The 10,850-nt window shown below is 72.1% G+C and carries 13 protein-coding genes; 4 read left to right on the top strand and 9 right to left on the bottom strand.

The window, feature by feature from the left end; translation table 11 throughout:
* Positions 1–36: 36 nt before the first annotated feature.
* Positions 37–972, bottom strand: a complete 936-nt coding sequence (locus OOK31_RS02785; protein WP_267010705.1) for a cyclase family protein — start codon at positions 970–972, stop codon at positions 37–39.
* A gap of 154 nt (positions 973–1,126) precedes the next feature.
* On the opposite strand from OOK31_RS02785, the gene OOK31_RS02780 reads away from it, so the two are divergent.
* The 3 genes from OOK31_RS02780 to OOK31_RS02770 are packed head-to-tail and all read left to right on the top strand — an operon-like array spanning position 1,127 to position 3,175.
* Positions 1,127–2,272, top strand: coding sequence for a PP2C family protein-serine/threonine phosphatase (locus OOK31_RS02780; RefSeq protein WP_267010704.1), 1,146 nt, complete (start codon positions 1,127–1,129; stop codon positions 2,270–2,272).
* 58 nt (positions 2,273–2,330) lie between these two features.
* Positions 2,331–2,705: an STAS domain-containing protein gene (locus OOK31_RS02775; protein WP_267010703.1), complete on the top strand. Its 375-nt coding sequence runs from the start codon at positions 2,331–2,333 to the stop codon at positions 2,703–2,705.
* Positions 2,706–2,719: 14 nt separating this feature from the next.
* Positions 2,720–3,175 (top strand): ATP-binding protein, encoded by a 456-nt coding sequence (locus OOK31_RS02770; protein WP_267010702.1) that lies wholly within the window; start codon positions 2,720–2,722, stop codon positions 3,173–3,175.
* Positions 3,176–3,196: 21 nt separating this feature from the next.
* Here the strand turns inward: OOK31_RS02770 and OOK31_RS02765 are convergent, their stop codons facing one another.
* Together OOK31_RS02765 and OOK31_RS02760 are read right to left on the bottom strand one after the other, a co-directional pair.
* Positions 3,197–4,120: a SigB/SigF/SigG family RNA polymerase sigma factor gene (locus OOK31_RS02765; protein WP_267010701.1), complete on the bottom strand. Its 924-nt coding sequence runs from the start codon at positions 4,118–4,120 to the stop codon at positions 3,197–3,199.
* Positions 4,121–4,254: 134 nt separating this feature from the next.
* Positions 4,255–4,758, bottom strand: a complete 504-nt coding sequence (locus OOK31_RS02760) for a DUF6328 family protein (protein WP_267010700.1) — start codon at positions 4,756–4,758, stop codon at positions 4,255–4,257.
* A 212-nt stretch (positions 4,759–4,970) separates the two neighbouring features.
* Here OOK31_RS02760 and OOK31_RS02755 point away from each other — a divergent pair, with 212 nt between their 5' ends.
* A complete protein-coding gene (locus OOK31_RS02755) occupies positions 4,971–5,126 on the top strand; it encodes a DUF6131 family protein (RefSeq protein WP_267010699.1) in 156 nt (51 codons plus the stop codon).
* 121 nt (positions 5,127–5,247) lie between these two features.
* Here the strand turns inward: OOK31_RS02755 and OOK31_RS02750 are convergent, their stop codons facing one another.
* The 6 genes from OOK31_RS02750 to OOK31_RS02725 all read right to left on the bottom strand — a co-directional run bounded on the left by OOK31_RS02750 (position 5,248) and on the right by OOK31_RS02725 (position 10,649).
* Positions 5,248–5,613 carry a hypothetical protein gene (locus OOK31_RS02750; protein ID WP_267010698.1) on the bottom strand — a complete coding sequence of 122 codons (366 nt, stop codon included), beginning with the start codon at positions 5,611–5,613 and terminating at the stop codon, positions 5,248–5,250.
* Positions 5,614–5,637: 24 nt separating this feature from the next.
* A complete protein-coding gene (locus tag OOK31_RS02745; protein WP_267010697.1) occupies positions 5,638–5,991 on the bottom strand; it encodes a PRC-barrel domain containing protein in 354 nt (117 codons plus the stop codon).
* 355 nt (positions 5,992–6,346) lie between these two features.
* The gene (locus OOK31_RS02740) at positions 6,347–6,940 is read right to left on the bottom strand and encodes a DUF2087 domain-containing protein (RefSeq protein ID WP_267010696.1); all 594 of its coding nucleotides are present in this window, start codon (positions 6,938–6,940) and stop codon (positions 6,347–6,349) included.
* Complete coding sequence (locus OOK31_RS02735) at positions 6,937–8,460, bottom strand: MFS transporter (protein ID WP_267010695.1); 1,524 nt, start codon at positions 8,458–8,460, stop codon at positions 6,937–6,939. The genes OOK31_RS02740 and OOK31_RS02735 overlap by 4 nt, the downstream gene beginning before the upstream one ends.
* Positions 8,457–9,146: a TetR/AcrR family transcriptional regulator gene (locus OOK31_RS02730; RefSeq protein ID WP_267010694.1), complete on the bottom strand. Its 690-nt coding sequence runs from the start codon at positions 9,144–9,146 to the stop codon at positions 8,457–8,459. The genes OOK31_RS02735 and OOK31_RS02730 overlap by 4 nt, the downstream gene beginning before the upstream one ends.
* 78 nt (positions 9,147–9,224) lie before the next feature.
* Entirely contained in the window at positions 9,225–10,649 is a 1,425-nt protein-coding gene (locus OOK31_RS02725; protein WP_267010693.1) for a short-chain fatty acyl-CoA regulator family protein, read from the bottom strand.
* Positions 10,650–10,850: the final 201 nt, after the last annotated feature.

Raw genomic sequence — 10,850 nt, 5'->3', positions numbered from 1 at the left:
TCGGCATCTTGAGTATATTCCTGGCGATTTGTCGCTTCACAGCAGAGCGACCGGATTGACGGGCGACCCCGTCCCGCCGGGGACGTCGAGGGGCGACACGACGATCATGAACTCGTAGCGTCCCGCCCCGGCGCACGCGGCGGACAGCGCCTCCAGGTCCAGGTTGTCCAGCAGCGGCACCCCCATCGCGGCGACGGCGAGGGCGTGGACGGGGGAGTGGACGCCCTCCACCGGGGAGGGGCGTACGTCGCTGTCCCCGTCCGCGCCCAGCAGGCTCACCGCACGCTCGGCCAGCAGAGGCAGCGCGTCCACGTACAGGCCCGCACTCGCGGCGTCGCAGTCCCACGGGCCCAGCTCGCGGCGCCGCCGGAACCGGCCGGAGCGCAGCAGCACCGCACACCCGTCGTCGATCCGCACCCCGAGCTCCCGCTCGGCGGCGAGGACGTCCCGGGCCCGGACCGCCCGCCCGGGCTCCAGCCAGTCGGTCCCGAGGACGGCGGGCAGGTCGAGGAGCACGCCCTTGGTGACGAGCGGGCCGAGCGCCGCCACCGAACCGAAGCGGGCGCCGCCCGCGCCGATCAGCTCGCGCGCCGGACGGCCGTCGTAGAGCCGCCCCCGGTAGGCGACGTGGGACAGCGCGTCGAGGTGGCTGACGCCCTTGCCGTGGTAGTCGGCGGCGAGGAAGTCCTTGTGGGTGGACGGTTCCGGGGGTTCCACGTCACCGAGGTCGGTCATGTGGTGCAGGGCGGGCCGCGCGTTGTCGGGGCCCGCCCGGGTGTTCCAGGGCAGCCCGAGCGGCACCGTCGTCCCGTCGCGGACCAGGGCGGCCGCCCGGCGCACGTGGTCCGGGGTCACCCGGTTCCAGGCCCCCCGGTCGGCCGGGTCCCAGCGGCCCCACGTACGGAGCGAGGCGAAGAGGGCGTCGAATTCCTCACGGGAGACCCGGGGAACCTCCGCGGGGTCGGTGCTCATGGGCGTACGGGGCTCCAGACGGCCGGGGGCGGGCCGCGGGGCGGGCCCGCCGTCCGCGCATCCCTACCCGCTCCGGCCGCCGGACCGGCACCAGCCGGGGGTGCACCGCACCGATGAGTGGCGGCCGTGCGCCCGGGGGATGCAGGCTGTACTCATGAGAGCGCCCGTGCGCTCGCCCCCGGGAGCGGGAGCCGGCGGCCACCACCAGGTCCTTTTCGCCCTCGCGGAGTGCGTGCCCTTCGCGATAGCCCTGCTCGTGCTGATCGTCGAACTCACACCGGCCCACTTCGTGTACACCGGCCCGCTGCTCGTCGCCACGCCCGCGCTGGCCGCGGTGACGATGGGCCCCAGGGGCACCCTCGCGGCGGCGGGCGTGGCCGTCGCCGTCAGCGTCACCACCGCCACCCACAACCACGCCTGGGGCGGCCAGCAGGTCTACACGAACCTCGTCGCCCTCGCCCTGGTCACGACGGCCAGCTTCATGACGAGCCGCACCGCGCGCACGCGCCAGGAGAACGAGCTCAACCAGATCCGCCGGATCGCCACCGCGGCCCAGGAGGTCCTGCTGCGGCCCGTACCGGCCCGGCTGGGCCCCCTACGGGCCGCCAGCATGTACCTGGCGGCCGAGGAGGGCGCGCAGATCGGCGGCGACCTCTACGACGCGGTCCAGACCCGGTACGGGGTCCGGATGATCGTCGGGGACGTCCGCGGCAAGGGACTGCCCGCCGTCCGGGCCGCCGCGGTGGTGCTCGGCGCCTTCCGGGAGTCCGTGCACTACGAGGACGACCTGGCCGAGGTGGTCAACCACTGCGGAGCGGCCCTGCGGCGCGACGCCCTCGTCGCGCGCGGACGCACGGGCTTCGGCGACGACGACCTCCTGGAGGGCTTCGTCACCGCCCTCGTCGCCCAGATCCCGGACGGTCACCAGGTCGAACTGATCAACCGGGGCCATCCGCCGCCCCTGCTGCTGAGCGACGGCACGGTCCGGTCCCTGGTACCCGCGGCCCCCCTGCCGCCGCTCGGCCTGGAGGAGTTCATCGGCGGCCCTCCCGGGCCCCCCGACAGCTACCCGTTCGCCCCGGGGGACCGGCTGCTGCTGCACACCGACGGGGTGATCGAGGCCCGCGACGGGAACCGCACCTTCTTCGACCTGCCCGCGGCCATGAGCGCCATGCGCGGCCACACCCGGCGGGCGTTCCTGGAAGGCCTGCGCCAGGCCCTGGTCCGGCACACCCAGGGCCGCCTGGCGGACGACGTGGCGGTCGTCCTCGTCGACCGGTACGAGGACGAGCGCGAGTGAGCGACCCGCACCCGGGGTAGGCGGCGGACGGAAGCAGGATGCGAAGAGGTGGTGCCCGATGGCTCCGACAGGTGCGGCGGACCGGTTCACGGTCGACGTACGACACGTGGGGGACGCCGTCGTCCTCGCCCTGGCCGGGGAACTGGACCACGATACGATCGGGCCGCTCCGGGAGGCCCTGGACGCCGCCCTCGCCGGGGACGGCGAGCGGCTGCTCGTCGACTTCTCGGACGTGGGCTTCTGCGATTCCACCGGCCTGAACATCCTGCTGCGCGGCCGTCTCGCCGCCCGGGAATCCGGCAGCTCGATCGAGCTGGTCGGCCTGGGCCGGCCGGTCGAGCGGATGTTCCGGATCACCGGGGCGGACACGGTGTTCACGGTGTACCCCGACGTGGAGCGGGCACTCGCGGAGCGTCCCGGACACGACGGTTGAAACGGAGGAGCCAGATGAACGAGCCCCGGTCACCGGCTCGCAGTCGGGGCCTGGTGCTCGACGGCATACCGGACGCCGTCAGCCGCTGCCGTGACTTCACCCGGCGGACGCTGACCGAGTGGGGCTGGCCCGCACCGGCCGGCCCCGGTGACGGAGGCTTCGACGACGGTGCCGAGACCGAGGACGTCCTCCTGCTGGTGGCGGAGGTGGTGGGCAACGCCTGCCTGCACGGGGGCGGGCCGCGCTCGCTCGTGCTGCGCAGCACCCCGGAGGTGCTGCGGATCGAGGTGACCGACCACAGCCCCGTCGCCCCCGATTTCACGCTCCGCTCCGTTCCCGGGCGGCCCGGGGGCCACGGGCTGGTCATCGTACGGAGCCTCGCGAAGGTCTGGGGGTCCGAGGCGGTGGCGGGCGGGAAGTGCGTCTGGGTCGAGTTCGCGCCGGTGGCGACGCGCCGGGTGGCACCCTGAGGGGTCACCCGGCCTGAGGGGTCACCCGGCGGACGGGCCCCCGCCCTCCTCGGAGCCGCAGCCGCAGGTGGCCTCGTCGCCCTTGTCACCCTCGTCGTCGCCCTCGTCGTCGCCGTCCGTCAGCAGGCCGGTCCGCAGGGTCTCCATGATCTGGCTCAGCAGCCGCGACACGTGCATCTGCGAGATGCCCAGGCGCTCGCCGATCTCCCGCTGCGTGAGTTCGCCGCCGAAGCGCAGCGAGAGGATCACCCGGTCCCGGTCGGAGAGCCCGGCCAGCAGCGGCTTGAGCGTCTCCAGGCATTCGATCAGGTCGTACGCCTCCTCCTCGACGCCCAGCGACTGCTTCAGGGACCTCTTGCCCTCCGCGTCGTCGTCGGCCGGGATCTCGAGGGAGCCGGCGGTGTACCCGTTGGCGGCCACGAGGCCCTCGGTCAGCTCCTCGTCACTGATGCCCAGGTGCTCCGCGAGCTCGTGCTCGGTGGGTCGGCGGCCAAGCCGCTGCTCCAGCACGTCATGGGCCTTGGCGATGTCGAGCCGCAGTTCCTGCAGCCGTCGCGGCACCTTGACCGACCAGGTGCTGTCCCGGAAGAAACGCCGGATCTCGCCCGTGATCGTGGGCAGCGCGAAGGTGGCGAACTCGACGCCGCGCTCGACGTCGTACCGGTTGATGGCCTTGATCAGACCGACCGTTCCCACCTGGACGATGTCCTCCAGGGGATCGCTGCGGTGGCGGAACCGGTGGGCCGCGTACTTGACGAGGCTCAGATTGAGTTCGACGAGCGTATTGCGCACGTACGAATACTCGGGCGTGCCCTCCTTGAGCGAGCCGAGCCGCCGGAACAGCACGGCGGACAGGGTCCGCGCATCGTCCGTGCTGACCCCGAGCGGATTCTCGGGAATGTCCAGGGCGTCGTGCGCGATGTCCGTGGCGGCGGCTGGTCTCATGGTTTCGACGGGAATCCGGCACATGCGGGAAGTGGCTGACATGTGAATCCTCCGACGGGTAGGTCCGGCGCCCCTTCCGGCGCAACGGGACCGTCGTGGTCTTCGAAAGGGGATATACCCGCTCGCGTACGGAGTTACTTCTCGGCGGTGTGGCGGATCCTCACCCACAGGGGCAGCGCGAACCAGCACAGCAGGTACCAGGCCAGCACCCCGCCCACCAGCCACGGGACGAAGGGGTCGTGCGTCGCCACCCGCAGGACCAGGAACAGGGCCGAGGTGCAGGTGGCCAGCAGCAGGACCAGCCCCGTGAAGGTCAGCCGCGCGGCCCAGGCGACCGCCTCGGGTTTGACCCGGCGGCCTGCGACGACGCGGTGGAAGGCCACCGGCCCGATCAGCGCGCCCGTGGCCAGCGATCCCAGGACCACGGTGACGACGTAGAGCTTCTTCTCCGTGGGGGGCAGGCCCGCGAACGCGGGGGTGAAGGCGACGGTGAGCAGGAATCCGAAGAGGATCTGCACTCCCGTCTGGGCGACGCGGATCTCCTGGATGAGCTCCTGCCACTGCCGGTCCGCGCGTTCCTCCGGGCTTTCGTCGCGTCCGGAGCCCGTGCCGTTCGCGCCCTTCGTGCCACCGGGCATCACGCCTCCTCGGAACACCTCGTACGGGGCGCCTACCCGGGACCCGTCGCGCCATGCGCAGCCCCGACTACGGACCGCCGTGAAAGGCGGGCCGGGGGAATTCGAGGGGGCTGCGGCCCGATGAGAACGGAACCTGCGGGTAGACGCCCACCGAAACACCAAGGCGGTCCACGCGGTTCCGCCGTATTTCCTGAAGAGGAACGAGGGGCATCATGCTTGTCGTCGGACTCATCCTCCTGCTCATCGGATTCCTGACCGGAATCTCCATCCTGTGGACCATCGGAATCGTCCTGCTCGTGGTGGGGGCGGTGCTGTGGATCCTGGGCTCGATGGGGCACGCGGTCGGCGGCCGGCGCCACTACTGGTAGCCGGCTGCCCCTCGGCCCCGGGGGGCCTGGAAGGCCGGAAGGCGGGCCCGGCGGATCGAGATGATCCGCCGGGCCCGCCTTCCCCTGCTCCTGCGGGGGCCCTTCCCGGGGGCTTGCCGCCTCACGAGTCCTCGTCGTAGGTTCCCGCCTCGATCTCCAGGGCGAGTTCCTGGAGGACTTCCATCGAGGAGAGGTCCGTCCGGCCGTCGTCGTGGACCATCGCCAGGCTGGTGAACGCGAGACTGAAGCCGGAGACCATCGTGTGCAGGGCCGGCCCGAGCGCCTCGGCGACCAGCGCGGCCACCTCCCGGGGCGTCGCGTCGGCCGGGACACTGATCGACGGCAGCATCTCGTTCAGCAGCTGCGTCGCGACCCCGGCCCCGGCGTCGCCGTCGTGCTCGTCCTCTCCCGCCTCGGCGGTCCGACGGATCTCCTGTGCCTCGGTCAGGATGCCGATCACTCGCTTGAGAACCTCCGCGCGTTCCATGTCGGGAGCGTAGCCCGCGCGGTCCTACATGTGGGGCTGGCCGTAATAGCGGGCGAACTGCTCGAGGTAGTCGGACTCGCCCGCGTACTTGGCCCGGTCGAACTCCGGTGCGTTCTTGATCTGTTCCTTGGTGCGGTCGACGTAGACCTTCTCCTCGACCGTGTCGATCAGCCGGATCGTCCCCGCGGGAAGCAGTACGTGCTTGCCGAAGATCCAGACACCGGTGTCGACGACGAGGTGGGACGCCCCCACGTCCTCGGAATGCTTGTCGATCTTCCCGATGGCGCCGTCCGTGGCCTCGACCTTGTAGCCGGTCAGGTCGATCCCCTCCCGGTGGCCGACGCCCTGCCCGTAGCCCCAGATACCTGACTCACCCATGGCTCCCGCCTCGATTCCGTTCGTCCGCCTCGTTCGCCTCGTCCCGCGGGCCCGTCCAACGCCTGCGCCCGCCCCGGGGGTTCGGGGCCGGCCGGTCCAGTCGGCTCGCCTCGTCGGTGTCGGCCGCGGCCGTTCGCTCCTCGTCGCGCCGCACGGGGTGCGGCGTCGGCCGTCGGGATCCGTGTCCGTCGTGCGGAGGGACGCCTCCGGCGCCGCCCTGCTCGTCCATGGCTGCCTCCTCTTTCGTGGGGTACCTCTCTCCGCGGCGGCTGCCCGGCCCGTGGCGGGCGAAACGCGGAGGGCGCACGTCACGGGCCGGCGCTGTTGCGTTCGGTCATGGTTCGGATCCGATGTGTCACGATCGAGAGTGGGACGGTGTGCTGGGCTCGACGTCGCACGAGGCGCTGGACGAGGCGGCGGTCAGGCCGTACAGCCCCGACCCACGGCGCAGGACGCCGGCGTCGACCAGGGCCCGGCGCAGCGACACGGCGTCCAGGACGCCGCTCTCGCACCAGGGCTCCAGACGCTCCGTCACGGCCCGTTCCCCGTACTCCTCGCCGGGCGTGAAGGTGGCCTCCCCGACGTGCCGCAGCACGCCGCGCCGGGCCTCGTGGTCGGCCTCCTCGGGCAGCGCCACCAGCACCCGGTCGCGGACGAAGCCGCGCAGCCGGGCGTCGGGCTGCTCGGCGGCGGCCTCCTCGTCCCGGCGGCGCGCGGCGGTCTCCGCCACGGCCCCCAGGACTCCTTCGCTCAGCACGAGCCGGCTGCGCCCCTCGGGCACGAGCAGCCCGTTGCGGGTCAGCTGCCCGATGGCCTTGGCCGCCACCGGGGTGTCGAGCCCGGCCGCCGCGAGGATCTCGGAGGAGGTCGCCGAGCCGAGCGCCACCGCGGCGAAGACGCGGCGCAGGGCCGGGTCGGACAGGACGAGGGTGAATTCGTCAGGTGTCACCTCGATGCCCTTTCCTCGCGCCGGACCCGGTGGTGCGGCAGGAGCAGTACGAGGGCCGTGACCGGTACGAGGCCGCCGGCCGTCCAGTACAGCGTCTCGCTGTAGGTGGACACGAACGTCTTCGCGCGGACGGTGGGGGCGACCCGTTCGGCCTGCGGGCCCGCGTTGCCGGCGAGCGCCGCGAAGAAGAGGCTGCCGATGACCGCCACGCCGAGCGCGGCGCCGAGCTGGCCGGTGGCGTTGATGATGCCGGAAGCGGCGCCCGCCTCCTGCGGCTTGACCTCCCGCAGGACCAGCGCCGTCAGCGGGGGCATGAGCAGACCCATGCCGGAGCCGATCAGGAGCATGGAGGGGACCGCGTGCCAGGAGGTGATGTCCGTGCCGAAGTGGCCGGCCGCCCAGGCGTAGGAGAGGATGCCCGCGAGCATCAGGAGCGCGCCCGCCAGCAGGCAGTAACGGCCGTAGAGCGGGGAGAACTTGCGCACGGCGAGACCGCCGACGACCGGCACGCACAGCGAGAACGGGATCGCGGTCAGGCCGGTGTGCAGGGCCGACCAGCCGAGTCCGGCCTGGAGGTAGAGGGTCCAGCTGAGGAAGAAACCGGCGGGGATGGCGCTGAACAGCAGCTGCACACCGATGCCGGCGCCGAACGCGCGGACCTTGAACAGGGACAGGGCCACCAGCGGCGAGCCGTCCTTGCGGGTCTTGTGGCGTTCGTAGACCACGAACAGGACGAGGACGGGGAGCGCGGCGACGAGCGAGACGATGCTCCACACCGGCCAGTGGAGTTCACGGCCGAGGGTCAGCGGCACCATGAGCATCAGCAGTCCGAGGATCACCAGCAGCATGCCGACGATGTCCAGGCGCTTGGCGTACGGGGAGCTCGACTCGCGCATCCACTTCGAGGCGCCGGCCAGGGCCATGATGCCGACGGGCAGGTTCACCACGAAGATGCCGCGCCAGCCCAGGTCGAAGGGGCTCCAGCTGATGAGCGCGCCGCCGATGAGGGGGCCGGAGACGATGGCGAGGCCGACCATGCCCGCGTAGAGGGTGACGACGCGGCCGATCTCCTGCGGAGCGAAGGAGACGTGGATCAGCGCGAGGACCTGCGGCACCATGATGGCGGCGGTGAGTCCCTGGAGGGCCCGGGCGGCGACGAGTAACTCGGTGCTGGGCGCCGCGGCGCACAGGGCGGACGCGAGGACGAACCCGCTGACGCCGATGAGGAACATCCGCTTGCGGCCGAAGATGTCACCGAGCCGGCCGCCGGTGATCAGCAGGACCGCGAAGCTCAGGGTGTAGCCGGCCGTCATCGCCTGGACGGCGACGGTCGAGGCGCCGAGGTCGCGTTGGATGCTCGGGATCGCCACGGTGATGATGTTGGCGTCGAGCAGGTCCATGAAGGTGGCGACCAGCAGGACGGTCAGCGCGAGCCACCGCTTCGGGTCGGGCTCGGGCACGTCGGGGGTGGCAGGTGGGCCGGCGGTCGCCGGCCTTTCTGCCTGTCCTGCCTTGTTCACGGGTTCTTCTCCAGGTTCTCGATCGGGGGTCCGGCCGCGGCGGCGTTGCTGCGGGCGAGCGCGGTCCAGGACTTCATCAGCAGCTCGACCACGTCCACGACGCAGTCGCTGCCGCTCCCGGCGGGGGAGAGCACGCGCTGGATGGACAGTCCGTCGTCCAGGGCGTGCACGATCAGCGCCAGCATCTCCACGGGCGCCGGGGTGCTCACGCCGCGCGCGGTGAAGCCCTGCTCCAGTGCCTGGCCGATCGCCTCCCGCGAGCGGCGTTCGCGGTCGGCCAGGAGCGGGAGCAGCTCCGGGTCGCGCAGGCCGTAGAGCCAGAGTTCGGTGCGCAGCGCGAGCCAGCTGGCGAGGTTCTCGTCCCGCCGGCGGTGCCAGGCGCGGAGGTGGTCGAGCGTCTCCTCGAAGGTGGCGGCCTCGTGGGTCATCGCCTGGATCTCCTCCAGCTCGTGCTGGGTCCGCTCTTCGAGGAGGGCGAGGACGAGCTCGTGCTTGCCCTCGAAGTTGCCGTAGAAGGCGCCCCGGCTGTAGCCGGCGGCCTCGACGATGTGCTCCACCGACGTACCGCTCACCCCTTGCTCGGCGAAGAGCGCGGCCGCCGACTGGAGGAGCTGCTCGCGTGTGATCTGCCGGCTCTGCTGCCGGGTGAGTCGCTTGGTGATGGTGACCGCCTCCTTGACGCGCAAACCGGATACAGAACTGTATTCACATACAGCTCTGTATCCGAAATGCATTTAGGAGGGCGGCGCGCCGGGAGAGACGGCTTAGTTCTCCCCGGTCACCGGGTACGGCACGAACGTGCTGGTGTTCTCGTCGACGGCGAGCGTCCGTCCGAGCGGGGGCGCGGCCCGCTGGGGGCAGTCGAGGCGTTCGCAGATGCGGCAGCCCATGCCGATGGGGGTGGCGGCCGCCGTGTTCTCCAGGTCGAGCCCGTCGGAGTACACCAGCCGGGAGGCGTGCCGGATCTCGCAGCCGAGGCCGATGGCGAAGGTCTTGCCGGGCTCGCCCCAGCCGCCGCGCTGGCGGGTGACCGTCCGCGCCGTCCACAGGTGGCGCTGCCCGTCGGGCATGGCGGCGATCTGGACGTGGATGCGTCCGGGCGAGGCGAAGGCCTCGTAGACGTTCCACAGCGGGCAGGTGCCGCCGGCCCGGGAGAAGTGGAAGCCGGTGGCGGACTGCCGTTTGGACATGTTGCCGGCCCGGTCCACCCGCACGAAGGAGAACGGCACTCCGCGCCGGCGCGGGCGCTGGAGGGTGCTGAGCCGGTGGCAGACCGTCTCGTAGCCCAGCCCGAAGCGGTCGGTGAGGCGCTCGATGTCGTACCGCACCTGCTCGGCCGCCGCGTGGAACGGCTCGTACGGCAGGACCAGCGCGGCCGCGAAGTAGTTGGCGATGCCGATCCGGGCCAGCGGCCAGGCGGCGGACCCCTCGGCGTAGTCCTCGGAGGCGACGGCGGAGAGCCCGTCCCCGTACTCCAGGAGCGCGAGCTGCGTCGCCATCCGGAAGGCCTGCTGGCCGGGGCGCAGCCGGGTGGACAGGTGGAGGGTGCGCGAGGCGGGGTCGTAGTGGTGCAGGCGGTCCGCGCCGGACCCGGCCCTGCCCTGCGCCGCCAGGCGTACGCCGTGCCGCTCGGCCAGCCGCGCGGACAGTGCGGGCAGTACCTCGCCGGGCCGGATGCCGATCTCGCGGGCCAGGGCCTCGGCGGCGAGGTCGGTGGTGTGGAGGTAGTTCTGGCGGCGGTAGAAGAACTCCCGGATCTCCTCGTGCGGGGGCCGTACCCGGGCGGGTTCGGGCAGTCCCGCCCGGCCGTCGGCCGCGAGCGCCAGCTGTTCGGTGAGGGTCTGGTTGCGCCGGCCCAGCTCCAGGAGGACCGAGGCGACGGCCGGCAGCCGGTTCGCCAGCTCGGCCAGGTCGGTGGCCGAGATCCGGGATCCGGTGACGTCCTCGGCGAGGGCCTCGCGCAGGTCGGCGAGGACCCGGCTGGTGTCGCGTTCCGCGAAGAAGCCGGGGTCGACGCCGAAGGCCTCGGTCAGCCGCAGCAGCACCGGCACGGTCAGGGGCCGTGAGTCGTGCTCCATCTGGTTGAGGTAGCTGGGGGAGATGGCCAGGATCCGGGCCAGTTCGGCCTGGCTGAGCCGCCGTTCCTCGCGGAGCCTGCGCAGCCGCGTCCCCGCGTAGGTCTTGCTCACCACAGCCTCCCGGTGGGTCTCGTGCCCGCACGCTCCCGGCTGTTACCCGCGAGTAGTGGCGAGTGTATGCGGTGCGGACCGGCCGGAGGCCTTCGCAACCTTGGCAATCCGGCCCCGGAAGATTCGCACAACTTGGCATACGTCCACGGTTGTTGGCACTCGGTGCCACTGCCAGAGTCGTGGTGCGGCCCCCGGACCTTC

It is taken from the genome of Streptomyces sp. NBC_00249 (assembly GCF_026342355.1).
Classification (GTDB): Bacteria; Actinomycetota; Actinomycetes; order Streptomycetales; family Streptomycetaceae; genus Streptomyces.
Note: the sequence above shows the minus strand (reverse complement) of the source record. Positions and strands in the feature narration are given on the sequence as shown.

Excerpts from the sequence above, each read along its gene's own strand:
- OOK31_RS02785 (WP_267010705.1), bottom strand. The coding sequence starts at position 972 with ATGAGCACCGACCCCGCGGAGGTTCCCCGGGTCTCCCGTGAGGAATTC.
- OOK31_RS02780 (WP_267010704.1), top strand. The coding sequence starts at position 1,127 with ATGAGAGCGCCCGTGCGCTCGCCCCCGGGAGCGGGAGCCGGCGGCCAC.
- OOK31_RS02775 (WP_267010703.1), top strand. The coding sequence starts at position 2,331 with ATGGCTCCGACAGGTGCGGCGGACCGGTTCACGGTCGACGTACGACAC.
- OOK31_RS02770 (WP_267010702.1), top strand. The coding sequence starts at position 2,720 with ATGAACGAGCCCCGGTCACCGGCTCGCAGTCGGGGCCTGGTGCTCGAC.
- OOK31_RS02765 (WP_267010701.1), bottom strand. The coding sequence starts at position 4,120 with ATGAGACCAGCCGCCGCCACGGACATCGCGCACGACGCCCTGGACATT.
- OOK31_RS02760 (WP_267010700.1), bottom strand. The coding sequence starts at position 4,758 with ATGCCCGGTGGCACGAAGGGCGCGAACGGCACGGGCTCCGGACGCGAC.
- OOK31_RS02755 (WP_267010699.1), top strand. The coding sequence starts at position 4,971 with ATGCTTGTCGTCGGACTCATCCTCCTGCTCATCGGATTCCTGACCGGA.
- OOK31_RS02750 (WP_267010698.1), bottom strand. The coding sequence starts at position 5,613 with ATGGAACGCGCGGAGGTTCTCAAGCGAGTGATCGGCATCCTGACCGAG.
- OOK31_RS02745 (WP_267010697.1), bottom strand. The coding sequence starts at position 5,991 with ATGGGTGAGTCAGGTATCTGGGGCTACGGGCAGGGCGTCGGCCACCGG.